We start from the raw sequence: 19736 nt of genomic DNA on the forward strand, positions 1-19736 counted from the left end.
AAAGCTACAAGATTAATTGTAGCTTTTTTATTGGCATAAGACTTGAAGCCTTGTAATTTTCAAAAAAATAAAAGAATGGACGGATGTTTGTAACAAAGCTTTTCCGAACTTTTATTTATAAATCTGAACGTATCGATGTCGGTAAAAAATTTGCGTTCTCTCAGATTTTAAAATATTTAATCATCCTGATCACAGCGATTTTGTCCTTCAAATCGATTGGTGTTGACGTTTCTACATTTCTATTTGGTGGAGGTGCAATCTTGATTGGGATTGGTCTGGGCTTGCAAAATTTAATTCTTGATTTTATTTCCGGAATCATTATTCTTCTAGATCGATGTAATAAAGTGGATGATGTTGTTGAGATCGAAGGCGTTGTCGGAAAAGTTCAACAAATTAACATCCGTACTTCGACAATGTTAACACGTGATAATAAAACCATGATTATCCCAAATTCCATTTTGACCAAAAATAAATTGGTGAACATGAGTTATGATGATGATAGTTCGGGATTTAGTATTTCAATTGGTGTTGGTTATGATTCGGATGTTAAGCAAGTTATCAACTCGATGGAAGAAGCTGCAAAGTCGCATCCAGAGGTTATGCATGAGAAACCAGTCAATAAGAACTGCCTATACACCGAATATGAAACATTCTCTTGATGAAAGGAAGGCTTAAGTTCTAACAATTTCTTTTCTAATTCTACTGAGCGAAGTGTCGGTAATTCCTAAAAATGAAGCAATAAATTTTAACGGAACCGTTTACAGAATCTTAGGTTTTTCTTTGGATAATTTTAAATATCGACTCGTTGCGCTTATTGTAATCATGTCCAAAGAACGTTGTTTCAAGGTGAACAACTGATAAGTAAACCATAATCTTCCCCATTCAGCAAAACCTGGAATAGAACGAAAAACTTCCTGAAAATCATCGTATTTAATTTCCCAAACTTCGCAATCTGTCACGGTTTGTAAACTTTCTTGAGAAGGAATTTACTGAAACAAAGAACTCGGAATAATCACAATATCGCCATCAATAAAAAATTCGGTGGTGATATCATTGTTATCCATATCATTTACAAATGACCTAACTACGCCTTTTTCCAAAAGACAATACGATTCTAAAACCTTATATTTGGCTAAAATAATTATTATTGGGAGATTTGTCAGACATTTTAAAATACTCTTCTGCCTCTTGCCGATACTTTTCGACATTCACTTTATCACCAACTGTTAGATACAGCGTGTTAACTGTCATATAAAATCGACCTGCATCTTGAAATTTTTGATTTTTTTTTCAAATAATCAGCAGTTTGTAGGGAGTGTGCAATTGCACTATCAATTTCCTCTTAACGATTAAACTGGTTGATCATGTCAACTGTAATATTAACACGAATTTTCTCGTCCTTAGCATCTTTTAGCTTATGACGAAGTTCTTTAATAGAAACCTAATCCTGCGCTTTTAAAACAAAAAAAGAACTTAGTGTTATACATATGAAAATATAGAAGGAAATGGAGATATTTTTCAAATCATGCTTTTTATCGCAAGCAAAAATAAAAATTAATATTAATTTTGAATCATCAAAAACGCTAAAATTTTAAGAATTTATTAAAAAATCAATTAAAACAATGACAATTGTATTCCATTACTTGGTGGTTTAGCGTCGCCCATAACCGTCTTTCCACCAAATCGAAATGAATTTCGGCGTTCATCTTCAACAACAGCATCAAAATCAAAATCGGGAGTAAAGTTTTTTTCGGTTTCAGCAACAATATGATGCAGTTTCTCAATAGACTTTAATTTCTCCGAATTTCCAAGTTTGGATTTTTCAACACCTTTTTGAAGAATCGAAATCGTCTCATCAAACGTATTAATCGGCACAGGAAAAGGATGACCATCTTTCCCGCCATGCGCAAAAGAAAATCTCGCAGGATCTTTGAAACGTGACGGCGCACCATGAATAACCTCACTAACCAAAGCCAAACTTTGCATCGTGCGAGGACCAACACCTTTTAACAATAATAAATCCTCAAAATTTTGAGGTTGTAATTCTCGAGTGACATACAGCAAAGCGCCAAGTCTTTTTAAATCGACATCTTTGGCGGTGACTTCGTGATGTTGTGGCAGAATTAAATTCGCAAAATCCTGCATAATATTCTCGGAATTGGTATGTGAAATGTCTAAAATTCCGTTTCGATTGTCTTTGGCATCACTTGATGTTAGATTGAGAATTTCTCCCCGATTAACACCTTGGATCGCGCTGTGAGGATCATCAACAAAGGATTTCAGATTTTCGGAATGCCAATGATAGCGGCGCGCCGTTCCATCAGCATCATTCAGACCTTGCTGAACAACCGCCCAACTGCCTTCATCACTCAAAATAAAATTATGCAAATACAATTGATAACCATCCTGGATCGCCGTATTATCAACTTTAGCAGTCAATTTGCTTGCTCGGACAAGACTGTCAGCATTTAATCCAGTTTTATCGGCAATTAGGAGAAGTTCGGATGGTGTTTCTTTAGAATATTTGCCTTTTCCACCACAAATATAAATTCCCAAATCTCTAGCGATAGGATTGATACTGCGTTTTAGAGCGCCCATCACGGAAGTGGTAATCCCCGACGAATGCCAATCCATGCCCATAACAGCACCAAAACTCTGAAACCAAAAGGGATCCGACAAACGACGTAGCACTTCGGCCTTTCCATAATCTGCCAAAATAACTTCGACAATGGAAAGTCCCAAAGCAGACATACGCTCGTACAACCATGGCGGAACTTTGCCATAGTGAAGCGGAAGTGTTGTGGTTCCTGATCGTTTCATAGGATTAAAAAACGGTCCACTCGAAGGCAGACCGTCTAGGTTTTTATTTAAATATAAATTTTATTTAACAGCTGCTAAAGCATTTTCGTAGTTTGGTTCTTGACCAATTTCTGGGACTTGCTCTGTGTATATCACTTTTCCGTTTTCATCAACCACCACAACTGCACGACTTAAAAGTCCGTGAAGTGGAGAATCCTCTAAAGTTACACCATAATCTTCACCAAAACTTCCTCTAAAATCAGAAAGTACATCAACATTACTAAGTCCTTCTGCAGCGCAAAAACGACTCAACGCAAAAGGTAAATCGCGAGAAACGTTAACAACAACTGTATTGTCTAAAGAACTTGCATCTTGATTGAAGTGTCTTGCAGAAGCTGCGCAAACGCCAGTATCAATACTTGGAAAAATGTTAAGAACAACTTTCTTTCCTTTATAATCGGATAATTTTTTTTCGGATAAATCGGAAGCTACCAAAGTAAAATCTTTAGCTTGAGTTCCAACTTCTGGAAGATTCCCAACTGTGTGTATTGGATTTCCTTTAAATGTAATATTTGCCATACTTTTTTTATTTGAATCAAATTTAGGTCAAGCTTTTCAGTAATCCTATATCATAGGTTAATATTTAAGAAAATTTAACGCAGAGACACGACAAACCCACTTAAAATCATCTTGCATATTAATAAAAGTTCATTTAATAATGCTTATTTTTGTAGCTAGATCAAAAAAAGATAAAAAGAACAATTATAATGTCACAAGCAAAAATTCATTACACACTTACGGATGAAGCGCCAATGTTGGCAACTCACTCATTTTTACCTATCGTAAAAGGATTTACAAAAACTGCTAACATCGAAATCGAAGTTCCAGATATTTCTCTTGCAGGAAGAATCTTGGCAAACTTCCCAGAATTCTTGAAAGAAGAACAAAGAATTCCTGATGCGCTTGCTGAATTGGGTGCTTTGGCGACAACTCCAGAGGCAAATATCATTAAACTTCCAAATATTTCTGCTTCTGCACCACAGTTGGATGAAGCGATTGCTGAACTTCAAGCGAAAGGATTTGCAGTTCCTAATTACCCTGCAGAACCTAAAAATGATGATGAAAAAGCGATTAAAGCTAAGTATGCTAAAGTTTTAGGAAGTGCTGTAAACCCAGTTTTACGTGAAGGTAACTCCGACAGACGTGCTCCAAAAGCGGTTAAGAATTACGCAAAAGCAAACCCACACAAAATGGGAGCTTGGGCTTCTGACAGCAAAACTGATGTTGCAAAAATGACAGAAGGTGATTTCTACGGAACTGAAACTTCTACAACTGTTGAAAACGCAACAGAATTTAAAATTACTTTTTATGGAAACGATGGTTCTTCTAAAGAAGTAAAAGGACTTTCTGCACTAAAAGCTGGAGAGGTTATCGATTCTTCTGTAATGAATCTTAATGCACTGAGAGCTTTTGTACAAAATGCAATTCAAGAGGCAAAAGATAAAAACGTATTGCTTTCTGCACACCTTAAAGCAACGATGATGAAGGTTTCTGACCCAATTATATTCGGGGCGATTGTGGAAACTTTTTTCAAAGATGTTTTTGCTAAATATGGTGAATTATTCAAGTCTTTAGATATCAATGCTAATAATGGTTTAGCAGATTTATATGAAAAAATTAAAGGTCAACCTCAAGAAGCAGAAATTAAAGCTGCAATTGACGCTGACTTGGCAAACGGACCACGCGTTGCGATGGTAAATTCTGACAAAGGAATTACCAATTTCCACGTTCCTTCAGATATTATCGTTGACGCTTCAATGGCTGCTTTGGTAAGAAACGGCGGTAAAATGTGGAACAAAGATGGTGCTGAAGAAGATACTATTGCGATTATTCCAGACCGTTCTTATGCAGGTTTCTACCAAGCTGTTGTTGATGATATGAAAGAAAACGGAGCGCTTGACCCAACAACAATGGGTTCTGTTCCTAACGTTGGTTTGATGGCTCAAAAAGCTGAAGAGTACGGTTCTCACGATAAAACGTTCCAAGCACCAGCAGACGGAACGATTAAAGTTGAAGACGCTAACGGAAATCTTCTTTTAGAGCAAAAAGTTCAAAAAGATGATATCTTTAGAATGTGTCAAACTAAAGATGCTCCAATCCAAGACTGGGTTAAATTAGCGGTAAACAGAGCAAGATTGTCTGATACGCCTGCAATTTTCTGGTTGGATAAAGGAAGAGCTCACGACAGAGAAATCATCAAAAAAGTAGAAAAATATCTAAAAGATTTCGATACAACAGGTCTTGACATCAGAATTATGGATGTAAAAGACGCAATGAGAGAAACTTTGAAAAGAGCAAGAGAAGGAAAAGACACGATTTCTGTTTCTGGAAACGTATTGAGAGATTATTTAACAGATCTTTTCCCTATTTTGGAATTAGGAACTTCTGCAAAAATGCTTTCTATCGTTCCTTTGATGAACGGTGGTGGATTATTCGAAACGGGTGCTGGAGGTTCTGCTCCAAAACATGTTGAACAATTCTTAGAAGAAGGTTATTTAAGATGGGATTCTTTAGGTGAATTCTTAGCTTTACAAGCTTCTTTGGAGCATTTAGCACAAACTCAAAATAATACAAAATCTCAAGTTTTAGCAGACGCTTTGGATGAAGCAAACGCTAAATTCTTAGCAACAGATAAATCTCCAGGTAGAAAATTAGGAACTATCGACAACAGAGGTTCTCACTTCTATTTAGCTATGTATTGGGCTGAAGCTTTGGCTGTACAAACGAAAGACGCTGAAATGGCTGCTAAATTTGCTCCTATAGCACAAGCATTGAAAGAAAACGAAGAAGTGATTAATGCAGAATTAATCGGCGCTCAAGGAAAACCTCAAAACATCGATGGTTATTACAAACCTGATACTTATAAAACTTACGCTGCAATGCGTCCTAGTACAGTTTTAAATGAAATTATTGATGGAATTTAATTATAAATTCTTTCTGAAAATAAATTACGGCAGCTTCTTCGAAGCTGCCGTAATTGTCTTATAATATAATACAATTCGATTTTTCAAAAATATTCTAAACTTTGTTTTGCCTTCTCGAATCAAAAAACACATAAACTACGCCTAATACAATACTCACACGATTAATAATTTTTAAAGTAGAACTAAGACTTGCATAGATATATTTTTCTTTTGGTAATATAAAATTTACAATGGAATTAAAAAGCAATACTCCAGCCAAAACAATTTTGACTATTTTTCGCCCAGAAGGTGCTGTTGCCGATCCATTAAAAATTAACATACCTGTAGCGATGGTATGAAAGATAAAAAAAACGATAAAGAAACCAAGTTGCACTTGTAATTTTTAGCACCGCGTCCGAGAAACCATTTACCACCAAAAAACTCAGCATAGCAACAGGTAGTACAAGAATCCATCGAAGAGATGCAGACCATTTTTGCATTAAAACAAAACCTGCATTCTCATCATACATTTCTTTTTTTTGTGTTTTATTATTTCCTATGTTATTTCGTATTTAGTTAAATATAAAAAGAAAAATACTTCTACATGTATTACTTTTTGCTTTTCTGATTTAAAATCAATCAAAAAACTAAATTACCACATTTATAAATTTTCATTAAATTACCTAACACAAAATCTAAATCTATTAGAAACTGAAAAAATCATACTTCTGTTTTTTAATTCCTCTAAATATTACTATTTCTTGTAAAAAATCTAAAAACGTTGAGAAATTAAGGCAACAAGAAGATAGTTTGAAAACAGCTATGTCCACAGGCTTTACATCCCAACAAATCAATGAAAAATGTGAGCAGAGAATCCATACGAAATTACTTCCCGATAGTATTTTAGCTCAAGCTTTTCCTAAAAAGTTACTAGATATGAAGGGCGACACGATTCAACCGTTTTTCGAAAAGGAAAAACAAAATCCTAAAATCCTAATCTCTTTAGTAAACGCGATTTATCGAAATAATGATACGATTATAAACCTCGATATAAGCGACAGCTCAGAAAAATTTGCGAGTTTGACCATGAAAACGGCAATGATTATGGAAACTCAATACGAAAATAAAATTATAGAAAACGGATTCGAAAAATCGCAAGTCTACAAAAATCATATAATCTGGACTAGACAAGTTAAAAAAATGATGAATTACAATCTAATATAAAGCTACAACTTAAAGAACGATACTTCGTGGACATCTATGCAACCAATATTACCGAAAAAAAATTAGTGCCTGTAATTACAGAAATCAAGTATCAATATTTTCCTGATTAATAAAAAATCCTCACAAGCTTTAACTTATTAGGATTGTATTTACATAATTTAAATCTTACTTCAAATCATATCGATCTGCGTTCATCATTTTAACCCAAGCAGCAAAGAAATCCTTTACAAATTTCTCTTTGTTGTCGTTTTGCGCATAAACTTCAGAGTACGATCTCAAAATTGAATTAGATCCGAAAACCAAATCCACACGTGTTGCCATCCATTTTGTAGAACCAGCATTACGATCCACAATATTGTACAAATTATCACCTGTTGAAATCCATTTATTGTTCATGTCGGTTAAGTTCACAAAGAAATCGTTCGTTAAAACACCTTCTCTATCTTTGAAAACGCCATGTTTTGTTCCTGCATAATTAGTTCCTAAAACGCGCATCCCACCGATTAAAGCAACCATTTCTGGAGCAGTTAATCCCCTTAATTGCGCTCTGTCTAACAATAATTCTTCGGCTTTAAAATCGTAATTTTGTTTCAAGAAATTTCGGTAACCGTCGTAAAGTGGCGCCAAATATTCAAAAGATTCGACGTCGGTTTGTTCTTGAGTTGCGTCGCAACGACCTGCTGCAAAAGGAACTGTAATGATCACACCAGCTTCTTGAGCTGCTTTTTCAACCGCTGCAGTTCCACCCAGAACAATTAAATCCGCAATAGAAACTTTCTTCGCCAATCCAGCTTGAATTTCTTCCAATTTTGCTAAAACTTTATTTAATCTTTCAGGTTCGTTGGCAACCCAATTTCTTTGAGGTTCTAGTCTAATTCTCGCTCCATTAGCGCCAACGCGATAATCGAAACCTCTCCAAGTTCTTGCAGAATCCCAAGCAGTGTTGATTAATTCCGTTCTTGAAAGACCAGAACTTAATAAAGTTTGTTTTAAATCAGCAATTTCAGAATCGCTGAATGTATAATCTACTTTCGGAATTGGATCTTGCCAAATCAAATCTTCTGCAGGAACATTAGCTCCCAAATAACGATTTTTTGATCCCATATCACGGTGCGTCAACTAGAACCAAGCTCTTGCGAAAACATCCGCTAATTTATCTGGATTATTTAAAAAGTTTAATGAAATTTCTCTGTAAATAGGGTCAAATTTCATCGCCATTTCGGCATCTGTCATCATCGGATTACGCTTCACATTCGGGTTGAATGCATCAACTGGCATAGCTTCTTCCGCGATATTAATGGGTTCGTATTGATTTGCTCCAGCTGGAGATTTTGTTAATTGCCAATCGTATTTGAAAAGCAACGTCAAGAATTCGTTATACCAAAGCGTCGGATTGGTTGTCTAAGCAACTTCAATTCCCGATACCATCGTATTGTCACGATTTCCAGTTCCTACCGAATTATGCCATCTCAAACCTTGTTCGTTAACATCTGCTCCTTCTGGATCTGGACCTAAATTTTCTGCTTTTCCGTTTCCGTGAGATTTTCCAATCCTATGTCCACAAACCGTTAATGCAACAGTTTTTTCATCGTCCATTCCCATTCTTTTAAAGGTTACACGAATGTCTTGCCCTGTTTTAATTGGGTCAGGATTTGCGTCCACACCTTCAGGATTTACATAAATTAATCCCATTTTTACCGCTGCCAAAGGATTTTCTAAGGTGTCGCGGTTTTCATCATCACCGTAACAATGCTTTGTATAGTCTAACCATTTTTTCTCAGAACCCCAATAAAGATCTTTTTCGGGAGCATAAATATCCAAACGCCCCCCGCCATAACCGAAAGTTTTCAAGCCAACCGCTTCGTAAGCAACCGTTCCTACAAGGATAATTAAATCAACCCAAGAAATTTTATTACCGTACTTCTTTTTAATTGGCCAAAGCAAACGGCAACCTTTATCTGTATTTACGTTATCTGGCCAAGAATTTAACGGTGCAAAACGTTGGTTTCCTGTGTTCGCACCACCACAACCGTCCATTGCACGGTAACTGTCCGCCATGTGCCAAGCCGTACGAACGAACGTTCCTGCGTAATTTCCATAATCAGCTAGCCACCAATCTTAATTGTCCATTAATAAAGTTTATATATCATTTTCAACAGCTTCTAAATCCCGTTTTTTGAATTCTTCGGCATAATTAAAATCTTCACCAAAAGGATTTGTTTTTTGGTCGGGTTGCGCCAAAATATTCAAATTAAGCGCATTTGGCCATGCAACCATCACAGATTCGTAGTTGAAAGTAAGTCCACCATGAATTACCGGGCATTTTCCTGAATTAGAATTTGTTTCTTGAGTTGGTTGTGGTGAAGTTTCACCGTGATTAAAAGGGCATTTGTCTTCTCCGTTTTCTGTGTTTATATAAGTTTATTTTTAATTTCTAAAAGGTTTTAAGAAAACTATTGGTTTAATATTGGGAAAATTAATTTTAGTCATAACTTAAATTTAAACATCTAATAAATAGAACCTATCATATTTTAAATTTTAATTTCATTCATCTATATAAAATTTGATAATACATAAATTTTATCTTTAAATTTAAAAGATATCTCTATGATAAGCGCAATTGTTTATCCATTTTAAAATAAGATTAACATTCGTAAGTTTTATTTAATGCAAAAAACCTATCGAAACAATTGATTAACTTTGTTTTGAAATAAAAATGATGACAGAATTAAAACAACTTCCCGCAAAAAAGACAATTGCTCTGGTAGCACACGATCATAAAAAAGATGAATTACTAGATTGGGTAAAACTTCATAGAGATATCTTGGTACAGCATCATCTGATAGCAACGGGAACAACTGGAAAACTAATTTCGGAGAGCCTGAATGTTGAAGTGAAGCGTGTCCTGAGTGGTCCACTAGGTGGAGATCAACAGCTTGGCGCCATGATCGCTGAAGAAAAAATTAATATGGTAATTTTCTTTTGGGATCCGATGGAATCGCAACCTCATGACAGCGATGTTAAGGCTTTTTTGAGACTTTGCGTGGTCTGGAATATCCCAACGGCAAGTAATTCTGCAAGTGCCGATTTCTTAATTACTTCTAAATATATGGACGAAAATCATAGTGTCGCGCTTCCTGATTACAAAACCTATTTGAACCGAAATATCAAGAAAGGTATCTAAAAAAAAACTCGGATGTAATTATCCGAGTTTTTTATTTTAATCATCGTCGTGGTCACGGTGATGTTTTTTGCCTTTATTTTTTTTGTGATTCCTTCCTTGATCATCATCATCGTAATAATAGTTTTTGGCTTTTTTACGTTGACCTGGTGCATATTTTTTAGCTGATTTATCACCATATATTTTTTTTGCTTGGCCAGGAGGTAGATTTCTGTAATCGCCAGAATTTCTGTCGTAAACAATAACTCTACCATTTTGATAAACACTACCATTTCTATCTCTGTAGACCTCCCCTTGTCTATACACACCGCCATCTGGCGCACGATAGACTCGATCATTCTTTCCGTATATCGAACCTGTAGAACATGATATTGCTAAAAAACCTCCTGCAATACTAAGTCCTAAGTATTTAATCCATTTCATAACACTTAAATTTTACGTTCGCTTATGTTAATTCAATATGAATGCCAAAAAAGAAATAACAAATTCAAATGCTTGTAAAATTCTTAAAAAGTCCTTTTTCTTCGTAGCCATTTTTTATGTCTTGTATAATGTGTCGATCCATTTTGATCCTGAGACACAACACTTATATTACCGTCAACTTCCAAAATAGCTAGTTTGACTTTATCTAAGCTTTCGATGCCGTGTTCATGGACGGTTTCGAGAAGTTCATCTTTTGAAATTTCTACTTTTTGACAAGTTTCTTGAAAAATTTGTCCATCTCTAATTAAAACATAAGGTTCTGACTCTAGCAAGTTTTTGAATTTTTGATTTCTAAACATAACTTTTTTAACTATAAAATTAGCAACAAACAACACCAAAGCCGCTAGCAAACCGCCTTGTAACGTGGTATTTGGGCCAACCATCGCATTTTGTACGGCATTGGAAATTAACAACAACAAAACAACATCGCCCGCATTAAGCTGTGACAACTGATTTTTACCAAATAACCGCAATGCAATAAGCATAAAAATATATACAGCAAGTGATCTTAGCGAAATATCTAAAAATGGATTCATTTATTTACAAATTTTTACTTTATTAGAAACGAGTTAGTCTTTAATAATTTTCTTAACAATATGCGCTCCTGTTTTTGTTGTCATATAGATGATGTAAATGCCTTTTGTTAAGTTCGAAATGTCTACAGAGTGTCCTGTTGTATTAACCTGCAGCAATGCTTTTCCCGAAATATCAAAAATTTTAACATCATTTATTTCTTCCGAAAAGTTAACGATACCTTTTGTTGGATTCGGAAAAATATTTTTAGAATTTTGAATATAATTTTGAACTTCTAGAGCAGCTCCCATACTTTGAAAAGAAACACGCTCTGATTCGATATTGCCTTCATAAACCGCTGATACATAACCAGTAAAAGGTCCTAAGTCAAGAAACTCAAGATAACCACAATCCTCTGTTCCTCCCCAATCAGGATGACAACCTAAGGAAGTTTTGGTCTGGAATCTAAACAACACATCCTCTTTATAGATGTTATAACCTATTAAATTAGCATGTGGTAAAGCAGGCTCTTCCCAAGTAAGACTATAAATATTTCTCATATTTTCATACCATTGCTCCCATTTTAAATTCTGTACAGGATTATTTTGTCCAAATCCAAAGCTACAAGCCATGAACATCAAGACCATAGATAATTTTGTTTTCATAAGATTAGTTTTTGTTCTACTAAAATTACTAAAAAATCTATAACAAATTAAAAAAACCACACATTATACAATGCATGGTTCTATAAAAAAATTTAATAAAGAAATTATCTTTGTGCAATCATCACCGTAACAGGAAATGTATAATTATCTGCGATCATATTGGTTTTTAGTTTAGAAACATCAACTTTGTATAACAAATGTGTTAATACATTTTCGATTTCTTTACTCACATTTTTGCAATCTCCTTTTGCATGAACATTAGAAATTTTACCATCTGGCGTTAAGCTAAAACTAACATCAGAATTGATAATTCCTTCTTTAAAAGTAGGATTATTAAAATCGAAATTGTCTTTTAAAAGGTTTCTAAGTTCTCCAAATCCATCTCCAGATTTTACAGTAACTTCTTGTAATTCGCTGTGGTTACCGGTTTGCGCTTTAGTTGTAGAAAAAACTCCTGCAAGTCCAAACATGAATATAGATAGCGATAAGATTTTGATATTTGTTTTCATAATGTGTTGATTTATAGATTAATTATTCAATGACAAAAACAAAGTTACAAATTTTTAATACATAATTAAACTTTAGTTAACATTAAATTCACATTAATATAAAAATTTAACATTGGAGTAAAAAAATACCTCATCAAAAAGACAAGGTATTCTTATATGTATAACTGAAATTTGCTTAAAACTCTTTCTTCAAAAACTTACCCGTTAATGATTTTTTAGATTTGATAATTTCTTCAGGCGTTCCTTGTGCAACGATGGTTCCACCGTGTTTTCCACCTTCTGGACCTACGTCAATAATATGATCCGCCAATTTGATAACATCCATATTATGTTCAATAATAATAAATGAATTCCCCAACTCGACCAACTGATTAATTGCGTCCATCAAAATTTTGACATCTTCAAAATGCAATCCAGTTGTCGGTTCATCCAAAATATACAAAGTGTTACCCGTTTGTCTTTTGGAAAGTTCGGTTGCCAGTTTCACACGTTGCGCTTCTCCCCCACTCAAAGTTGTAGATTGCTGTCCAATAGTGATGTAGCCAAGGCCAACATCTTTCAACGTTTTAACTTTATTGTAAATTTTTGGAATCGGTTGGAAGAAATCCACCGCTTCGTTAATTGTCATTTCTAGAACATCAGAAATCGATTTTCCTTTGTATCGAACTTCCAAAGTTTCTCTGTTAAAACGCTTACCATGGCAAGTTTCACAGTGAACATAAACGTCTGGCAAGAAATTCATTTCGATAACTTTAAGTCCGCCACCTTGGCAAGTTTCGCAACGTCCACCTTTTACATTAAAAGAGAAACGTCCCGCTTTGTAACCACGAATTTTTGACTCAGGAAGCTCTGCAAAAAGATTTCTTATATCTGTAAACATTCCGGTATAAGTTGCTGGATTCGAGCGCGGTGTTCGACCAATTGGACTTTGATCAACATCAACAATTTTATCAATATTATCAATACCATCAATGCTTTTGTAAGGCAAAGGCTCTTGCACACTTCGGTAGAAATGACGGTTAAGAATCGGATACAAAGTTCCGTTAATCAAGGATGATTTTCCACTTCCCGAAATACCAGTCACAACCACCAATTTCCCAAGCGGAATCTCGACATTTACATTTTTAAGATTGTTGCCCGTCGCACCTTTTAGCACAATAGATTTTCCGTTGCCAGCTCTTCTAACTTCTGGAATTTCGATTTTCCGCTTTCCTGTGATGTAATCTGCAGTAATCGTATTGGCTTTTTTAATATCTTTTGGATCACCTTGCCAAAGAATTTCGCCACCGAATTTCCCAGCGCGTGGTCCAATATCCAAAACATGATCTGCTTCCAAAATCATGTCTTTATCATGTTCTACAACCAAAACCGAATTCCCGATATCACGAAGATTTTTCAATGAATTAATCAATCTTTCGTTGTCACGTTGGTGTAATCCGATACTTGGCTCATCCAAAATATAAAGCACATTAACCAACTGAGAACCGATCTGTGTCGCCAAACGAATACGCTGAGATTCGCCACCAGAAAGAGTTTTGGAACTTCTACTTAAACTTAAATAATCCAAACCAACATTCAATAAAAACTGAAGTCTTGTTTCGATTTCTTTTAAAATTTCGTGGGCAATGATTTTATTTTTTTCACTGAATTTATCTTTAACCTCAGCCAACCAATCTTTTAGATCAATTAAAGAAAGTTCGTTAATTTCAGCAATATTTTTTCCATCGATTTTAAAACTCAAACTAGAAGCCTGCAGACGCGCACCTTTGCAACTAGGACAAGTTTCTTCCGTTGTAAAGTTTCTTTCCAAAACAACGGCGTCATAATTCTCGCGCTCTTCCACCATTTCTTCCAAAATCGCCACCAAACCATCAAAATTGATTTTTAGCTTTTTAGAAATGCCAGCGTGTTTTAGTTCTTTATTTATTTCTTGATGTGCTCCATAATAGATCATATCCAAAGCTTCCTTCGGAATATTCTCAAAAGGCGTCGACATCGGCAAATCAAATTGCTCTAAGATCATTTTGATCTGACCAATTATCCATTTATTATTTTTAATTTGTTCCAAAGGCAACAAAGCGCCTTGGTTAATGGATAATTTGGGATTGTCTACAAAATAATCGGTGTTGACTTTTTTAACAGTTCCTAAACCTTTACAAGTTGGGCAACTTCCTTTAGGAGAATTAAACGAAAACGTGTTAGGTTCTGGCAATGCCAAAGAATCTCCCGTCGCATCGTCCATTAAGTTTTTACTAAAATATTGGACGTCCTCCTCTCCCATTTTTTGGATTGCAATAATGCCATCTCCCATTTCCATGGCGGTTTTCAGAGATTTTGGCATTCGCGTTTCCGAAGCTGATTCGCCAATAATCCAACGGTCGATAACGACTTCGATATCGTGGGTTTTGTAACGATCAAGTTTTAGATCATACTCGATATCCTGAAGTACGCCATCAATTCTCGCTTGTGAATATCCTTTTTTTGCTAACTGAACAAAAAGCTCGTGGTAATGCCCTTTTCTAGAACGTACAACTGGCGAAAGCAACAAAATCTTTTGACCTTTAAAATTTTCTTTAATGGTTTCTAAAATTTGATCTTCCGAATAGCTCACCAATTTCTTCCCAGAACTTTGAGAATAAGCATCAGAAACTCTCGCAAATAAAAGACGTAAAAAGTCGTACAACTCCGTAATCGTCCCCACTGTAGAACGTGGATTTTTATTGGTGGTTTTTTGTTCGATTGCAATAACTGGCGAAAGTCCTTCAATTTTGTCAACGTCAGGACGCTCTAATCCTCCCAAAAATTGTCGTGCATACGCCGAAAAAGTTTCGATGTAGCGACGTTGACCTTCTGCAAAGATGGTATCAAACGCTAAAGAGGATTTTCCACTACCCGAAAGCCCCGTTATAACGACCAATTCGTTGCGCGGAATCTTTACATTAATATCTTTAAGATTGTGCTCGCGGGCACCATAAACTTCTATAAAATCTTGATCTGCCATAGATTTTGCAAAGGTACAAATAATCAAATCTTTAGTCATCATAGCAACAAAAAAATCCCAGAAAATTATGGGATTTTATGATTAATTAATATTCTAATCTTAGTTGACAAAGTTGTTGTAGTTTAAGATTGCAGAATCGTAAGCGCTGTCCAACGTACTCATGATAGACTCAGAAACTTTTCCGCTTTCTTTAGAGTCACGCATTACTTTTCTTAATTTATCAAGATAGCTACTGATATCTCTATTAAAACTATCATAGTACACACGCCTCGATGTGTAAGAAGCATCTTTAACTTCGAATTTTTTATCTTGATTTGCTTTCAAAGTTTTTTTTAATGTATCATAAGCTTTTTGCACTTCAGCTTCGTTGTATTTCCCTGCAGCAAAAGATTTATCCATCGCATCGTAAGACGCATCAAGACTATTAAGAACAGTTTTAGAACTTATAATATAATCTTTAAGAGGATAATCTTTAAGCGTAATTTCTTCGGCTTTATCAGCAATCGGTTTTAGCGTTTTTAAAATAGAATCTCCAGCAGCAAAGAAGGTATTAGAAGCTGTTGCTATTTCTTTAGCAATTGCATCAGCTTTTGCACCTTTGCCATCTTTATAGTCTTCTGCCGACATATAAGATTTTAGTTCTTCAAACTTTTTTTCAATGGTCGCAAAAGAAGATTTAAAACTTGCATAAGACTTATCCATTGCATCTTTATCCTTTCCAAAAGCTTTTGGCACTTCTGATACATCTTTTTTACTAAAGCCAATCATGGGGATGACAGATGGTATAAAAGGTACATTTTCCCCTTTTGACTTCGCAACAGCTTTGTCCATGTGTTGCAAAATATTGTCAACACGTTTAGACTTCTTTTTGTATTCTTCGATAATGATATTGTTAAAATCGATAATATCATTAGCGTCGTCAGAACCTTTTACGCTAACTTCGGTTTTAGAAGAATCTGTTGCGCCATCTTTTTTTCAACTCGTTGACACGCTTGCGATTGTTAAAGCACCAACAATCAAAAATACTTTTTCATTACTTATTTTTTCAGTGTTTCAATATTTGTGTTTTAAATATAGAATAAGATCAACTAAAATCAATAAAACATTACAATAATTTAACATATTTTGAAACTGTGTTAAAAATGATGTTGAATGTTTTTAAAATCTAGGTTAGTATCTTTGCCGTTCTAAAACTTTTTAATAAAAATGAAGAAACTTTGGGTAAAAGTTTTGATGCTATTAAGTATCTCGACGTCGATATATTCTTACGCATGGGGATTAACTGGTCACCGTATAATTGCAGAGATTGCAGAAAATCATCTTGATGGTCGCGCACGTCGCCAAATAAAAAAAATAATGGGACAAGAACGCCTTGCCTATTGGGCAAACTGGCCAGACTTCATTAAGTCTGATAAAACAGGTATGTGGAAAGAAGCATCATCATGGCATTATGTTAATATCGATCCACAAACGGATTTTAAAGCTTTTGAAGAAAATCTAAAAGCGCAAGCTGGACCAAGTCTTTACACACAAATCGGTGTTCTGTCTTCTCAGATTAAAAGTGATAAAACTTCTGAAAAAGACAGAAAAATAGCTTTAATATTTTTGATTCATTTGCTTGGTGATTTAGCACAGCCGATGCATACAGGTCGTTCGGAAGATTTGGGAGGAAATAAAATTAATGTGACTTATTTTGGCGAGAAGTCTAATATACATTCGGTTTGGGATGGTAAATTGGTGGATTCTCAAAAATACAGCTACACTGAATATGCGAAACTTCTCGATATTAAAACTAAAGATGAAGTAAAAGCTATCCAAGCAGGAACTTTGGAAGATTGGTTATATGATTCTCATAAAATCGCCAACGAAATCTATGCAGCAACGCCTAACGACAGTAAATTGGGTTACGATTATCAATACCAATTTAACGAAGTTATGGAAAGACAATTGCTTTACGGCGGTCTTCGTCTTGCTAAAGTCTTAAATGATGTTTTTGATTAGTGATTCTAGATATTAGATATCAGATACTAGATATTTTAAAGCCTTTCAGAGTTTGAAACTCTGAAAGGCTTTCTTGTTTAAATATTTTACTAATTCATAATTCCCTAAAATTTTAAAAATTATCCGTCGTCTGCGTCCCAGATGAAACGGCATGTTGGAGCTCGCGCCGCAGGCGCGAGAATTAGCTTTGGCGTGGCACAGCGACTAGTGACAGCTGGTTAAGACGCCCTTAGAGTTTGTTTAAAAATTTTACCGAAAGGTTTTTTTAAATATCCACACCTTCTTTAATAATATATAAAACAGGCTCTTAAAAAATAATAATTAATAGTTAAAGTAAATTGTTTGTAACCTTTTGGCAAACTTCTTCGTATAATATAATAGAACTCTACATTGAGTGATTTTATAATGAGACAGTTAAAAATTACAAAACAGGTTACCAACAGAGAAACCGCTTCGCTAGACAAATATCTACAGGAAATTGGTAAAGTAGAATTGATCACGGCTGACGAAGAAGTAGATTTGGCACAACGTATCCGCGCCGGCGATAGAGCTGCATTGGAAAAACTTATCAAAGCCAACCTTCGTTTCGTAGTATCCGTATCTAAGCAATATCAAAACCAAGGTCTTTCTCTTCCGGATCTTATCAATGAGGGCAACTTGGGCTTAATGAAAGCTGCTAAACGTTATGACGAAACTAGAGGTTTCAAATTTATCTCTTATGCGGTATGGTGGATTAGACAATCTATCTTGCAAGCTTTGGCTGAGCAATCGAGAATTGTAAGACTTCCGTTGAACAAAATCGGTTCTATCAACAAAATTAACAAAGCCTACGCACACCTAGAGCAAGAGAATGAAAGACCACCTTCTCCTGAAGAATTGGCTGAAGTGCTTGACATGAGCGAGGACGACATCAAAGAGTCTATGAAAAACTCTGGTCGTCACCTATCGATGGATGCTCCGCTTGTCGAGGGTGAAGACTCTAACCTATACGACGTTTTGCGTTCTGGAGAATCTCCTAGCCCTGATAAAGACCTTATGCTTGAGTCTTTGCAGATCGAGATCGAAAGAGCACTTAATACTTTGACGCCTAGAGAAGCTGATTTGGTGAGATTATATTTTGGACTGGGTGGTAAGCATCCTATGACTTTGGAAGAAATTGGGGAAACATTCGATCTTACAAGAGAGCGCGTTCGTCAGATTAAAGAAAAAGCAATCAAGCGTCTGAAACATAATTCGCGAAGCAAAATCCTAAAATCATATTTGGGTAAATAATTTTAACGATTTTAATATCTAAGGATTCGAGTTTTCGGATCCTTTTTTAATAAAAAATCAGTTTCATTTTATAAATTGATTTTTTATTATTTTCCACTTGCGTTAATGTTCTGTATTATCACTAGATCTTTGATTGGTCGTATCACCATCATCTTTTTTCTTAGTAAATTTCTTTCTATAAATAAATATCCCGACCAGAACAATTAAAAAAAGTGGCCAAAACGGTAATAAAAACAAAATGATATCACCCAAAACTTTTCCACCACTTCCGAAAGCATCACCTGCTTTTTGAGAGAAAGTTTGGTTTTCGTTATTTTCTTTTTTGGCTAGATTTTGATTTTCTAACAATGTAAACTCAACATTACACATTTGATTTTCAGTATAATCTCGTCCTTTAACTTCAATGTTTTTAGACTTTATACTTCCAAGATTGTTGCTTGCAGATTCTACAAAATAATCAAATTGCGATAATGGAATTTTCGCAGACAAATACATCGTTTGCAACTCATTGTTACTCACAACATTTTCAGTTTCTATTTTTCCACCGAATCTTGTCAAATCTTGACTTAATTGCTGACGAGCCATCGTCAAATTATCAACACCAAGCTCAATCTTTGCAGATTTTGTCAACATATCCAACTTTGATTTTTGTTGTTGTTGTTGTTGTTGTTGTTGTTGTTGTTGTTGTTGTTGTTGTTGTTGCTGTTGAGGACGATCTTTATAAACAACTTTAACTTGTTCTTTCAATTTTTTAAGATCATCAAGACTTTTAATTTTAGAACTTACAGAATCGATTTTCTTTTGGATTTCCTTAGAATCTACAGTTTCCTTAAAATTATCAATGCTAGAACCAAGAGAGTCAATTGACTTTTTAGAATCATTAAAAACTTTTTCCAGTTTTTCTTTCTCTTTTATGATTTGTGGAACGCTTACAGAATCTAAATCAATAGAAAGTGAGTCAATATTTTTGAGATTGTCGTTAACGTTACTTATTAGACTATCTGCTGATTTTATATGATCTTGCAGTTGTTTTACTTCAGATTTTTGACACATCACTAATGTGTTAAGCATGATGATGCCAATAATAATTTTTTTCATATTCAAAAAATTTACGAGATAAAACTA

General features: G+C 34.9%; 16 protein-coding genes and 2 pseudogenes. 6 read left to right on the plus strand and 12 right to left on the minus strand.

The features are described from left to right. The first annotated feature begins 83 nt into the window (after positions 1-83). Entirely contained in the window at positions 84-659 is a 576-nt protein-coding gene (locus RT037_RS09215) for a mechanosensitive ion channel domain-containing protein (protein WP_313030267.1), read from the plus strand. A gap of 99 nt (positions 660-758) precedes the next feature. Here the strand turns inward: RT037_RS09215 and RT037_RS09220 are convergent, their stop codons facing one another. The 3 genes from RT037_RS09220 to tpx all read right to left on the minus strand — a co-directional run bounded on the left by RT037_RS09220 (position 759) and on the right by tpx (position 3378). Further along, positions 759-959, minus strand: coding sequence for a hypothetical protein (locus tag RT037_RS09220; RefSeq protein WP_313030268.1), 201 nt, complete (start codon positions 957-959; stop codon positions 759-761). Positions 960-1614: 655 nt separating this feature from the next. Continuing rightward, the gene (locus tag RT037_RS09225; RefSeq protein WP_312322754.1) at positions 1615-2820 is read right to left on the minus strand and encodes a DUF763 domain-containing protein; all 1206 of its coding nucleotides are present in this window, start codon (positions 2818-2820) and stop codon (positions 1615-1617) included. A gap of 60 nt (positions 2821-2880) precedes the next feature. Next, on the minus strand, positions 2881-3378 hold the full coding sequence (gene tpx / locus RT037_RS09230; RefSeq protein ID WP_312322753.1) for a thiol peroxidase: 498 nt from the start codon (positions 3376-3378) through the stop codon (positions 2881-2883). 188 nt (positions 3379-3566) lie between these two features. On the opposite strand from tpx, the gene RT037_RS09235 reads away from it, so the two are divergent. Then, positions 3567-5783 carry an NADP-dependent isocitrate dehydrogenase gene (locus RT037_RS09235; RefSeq protein WP_313030270.1) on the plus strand — a complete coding sequence of 739 codons (2217 nt, stop codon included), beginning with the start codon at positions 3567-3569 and terminating at the stop codon, positions 5781-5783. Between the two features lie 94 nt (positions 5784-5877). Here RT037_RS09235 and RT037_RS09240 read toward each other — a convergent pair whose 3' ends face one another. Next, the gene (locus tag RT037_RS09240; protein ID WP_313030274.1) at positions 5878-6156 is read right to left on the minus strand and encodes a hypothetical protein; all 279 of its coding nucleotides are present in this window, start codon (positions 6154-6156) and stop codon (positions 5878-5880) included. A gap of 428 nt (positions 6157-6584) precedes the next feature. Here RT037_RS09240 and RT037_RS09245 point away from each other — a divergent pair, with 428 nt between their 5' ends. Then, positions 6585-6986: a hypothetical protein gene (locus RT037_RS09245; RefSeq protein WP_313030277.1), complete on the plus strand. Its 402-nt coding sequence runs from the start codon at positions 6585-6587 to the stop codon at positions 6984-6986. A gap of 165 nt (positions 6987-7151) precedes the next feature. Here RT037_RS09245 and katG read toward each other — a convergent pair. Further along, positions 7152-9263, minus strand: a pseudogene (katG, locus tag RT037_RS09250) (catalase/peroxidase HPI). A gap of 439 nt (positions 9264-9702) precedes the next feature. On the opposite strand from katG, the gene RT037_RS09255 reads away from it, so the two are divergent. Then, positions 9703-10170 carry a methylglyoxal synthase gene (locus RT037_RS09255; protein WP_313030279.1) on the plus strand — a complete coding sequence of 156 codons (468 nt, stop codon included), beginning with the start codon at positions 9703-9705 and terminating at the stop codon, positions 10168-10170. A gap of 36 nt (positions 10171-10206) precedes the next feature. On the opposite strand, the gene RT037_RS13875 is transcribed toward RT037_RS09255, so the two are convergent. The 6 genes and pseudogenes from RT037_RS13875 to RT037_RS09285 form a co-directional block, all read right to left on the minus strand. Further along, positions 10207-10590: a hypothetical protein gene (locus tag RT037_RS13875; protein ID WP_409529552.1), complete on the minus strand. Its 384-nt coding sequence runs from the start codon at positions 10588-10590 to the stop codon at positions 10207-10209. 83 nt (positions 10591-10673) lie between these two features. Then, complete coding sequence (locus tag RT037_RS09265) at positions 10674-11186, minus strand: YetF domain-containing protein (RefSeq protein WP_313030281.1); 513 nt, start codon at positions 11184-11186, stop codon at positions 10674-10676. 33 nt (positions 11187-11219) lie between these two features. Further along, on the minus strand, positions 11220-11828 hold the full coding sequence (locus RT037_RS09270; RefSeq protein ID WP_313030284.1) for a T9SS type A sorting domain-containing protein: 609 nt from the start codon (positions 11826-11828) through the stop codon (positions 11220-11222). A gap of 104 nt (positions 11829-11932) precedes the next feature. Continuing rightward, on the minus strand, positions 11933-12337 hold the full coding sequence (locus RT037_RS09275) for a hypothetical protein (protein ID WP_313030287.1): 405 nt from the start codon (positions 12335-12337) through the stop codon (positions 11933-11935). A 175-nt stretch (positions 12338-12512) separates the two neighbouring features. Continuing rightward, positions 12513-15338, minus strand: a complete 2826-nt coding sequence (gene uvrA / locus RT037_RS09280; protein ID WP_313030342.1) for an excinuclease ABC subunit UvrA — start codon at positions 15336-15338, stop codon at positions 12513-12515. Positions 15339-15437: 99 nt separating this feature from the next. Further along, positions 15438-16250, minus strand: a pseudogene (locus tag RT037_RS09285) (DUF6845 domain-containing protein); the annotation flags it as partial. A gap of 294 nt (positions 16251-16544) precedes the next feature. Between RT037_RS09285 and RT037_RS09290 the strand changes: the two are divergent. Continuing rightward, positions 16545-17339: a S1/P1 nuclease gene (locus tag RT037_RS09290; protein ID WP_313030292.1), complete on the plus strand. Its 795-nt coding sequence runs from the start codon at positions 16545-16547 to the stop codon at positions 17337-17339. A gap of 405 nt (positions 17340-17744) precedes the next feature. After that, complete coding sequence (locus RT037_RS09295) at positions 17745-18611, plus strand: RNA polymerase sigma factor RpoD/SigA (protein ID WP_079665561.1); 867 nt, start codon at positions 17745-17747, stop codon at positions 18609-18611. Between the two features lie 102 nt (positions 18612-18713). Here RT037_RS09295 and RT037_RS09300 read toward each other — a convergent pair whose 3' ends face one another. Continuing rightward, complete coding sequence (locus tag RT037_RS09300; RefSeq protein ID WP_313030294.1) at positions 18714-19709, minus strand: DUF4349 domain-containing protein; 996 nt, start codon at positions 19707-19709, stop codon at positions 18714-18716. Positions 19710-19736 lie beyond the last annotated feature (27 nt).

Origin of the sequence: Soonwooa sp., from assembly GCF_032062245.1 — a bacterium.
GTDB lineage: Bacteria > Bacteroidota > Bacteroidia > Flavobacteriales > Weeksellaceae > Soonwooa.

What these genes read in the sequence shown, in the direction of transcription:
- RT037_RS09255 (WP_313030279.1), top strand. Translation starts at nt 9,703, where the DNA reads ATGATGACAGAATTAAAACAACTTCCCGCAAAAAAGACAATTGCTCTG.
- uvrA (WP_313030342.1), bottom strand. Translation starts at nt 15,338, where the DNA reads ATGGCAGATCAAGATTTTATAGAAGTTTATGGTGCCCGCGAGCACAAT.
- tpx (WP_312322753.1), bottom strand. Translation starts at nt 3,378, where the DNA reads ATGGCAAATATTACATTTAAAGGAAATCCAATACACACAGTTGGGAAT.
- RT037_RS13875 (WP_409529552.1), bottom strand. Translation starts at nt 10,590, where the DNA reads ATGAAATGGATTAAATACTTAGGACTTAGTATTGCAGGAGGTTTTTTA.
- RT037_RS09295 (WP_079665561.1), top strand. Translation starts at nt 17,745, where the DNA reads ATGAGACAGTTAAAAATTACAAAACAGGTTACCAACAGAGAAACCGCT.
- RT037_RS09265 (WP_313030281.1), bottom strand. Translation starts at nt 11,186, where the DNA reads ATGAATCCATTTTTAGATATTTCGCTAAGATCACTTGCTGTATATATT.
- RT037_RS09270 (WP_313030284.1), bottom strand. Translation starts at nt 11,828, where the DNA reads ATGAAAACAAAATTATCTATGGTCTTGATGTTCATGGCTTGTAGCTTT.
- RT037_RS09225 (WP_312322754.1), bottom strand. Translation starts at nt 2,820, where the DNA reads ATGAAACGATCAGGAACCACAACACTTCCGCTTCACTATGGCAAAGTT.
- RT037_RS09215 (WP_313030267.1), top strand. Translation starts at nt 84, where the DNA reads ATGTTTGTAACAAAGCTTTTCCGAACTTTTATTTATAAATCTGAACGT.
- RT037_RS09290 (WP_313030292.1), top strand. Translation starts at nt 16,545, where the DNA reads ATGAAGAAACTTTGGGTAAAAGTTTTGATGCTATTAAGTATCTCGACG.
- RT037_RS09245 (WP_313030277.1), top strand. Translation starts at nt 6,585, where the DNA reads ATGTCCACAGGCTTTACATCCCAACAAATCAATGAAAAATGTGAGCAG.
- RT037_RS09275 (WP_313030287.1), bottom strand. Translation starts at nt 12,337, where the DNA reads ATGAAAACAAATATCAAAATCTTATCGCTATCTATATTCATGTTTGGA.
- RT037_RS09300 (WP_313030294.1), bottom strand. Translation starts at nt 19,709, where the DNA reads ATGAAAAAAATTATTATTGGCATCATCATGCTTAACACATTAGTGATG.
- RT037_RS09235 (WP_313030270.1), top strand. Translation starts at nt 3,567, where the DNA reads ATGTCACAAGCAAAAATTCATTACACACTTACGGATGAAGCGCCAATG.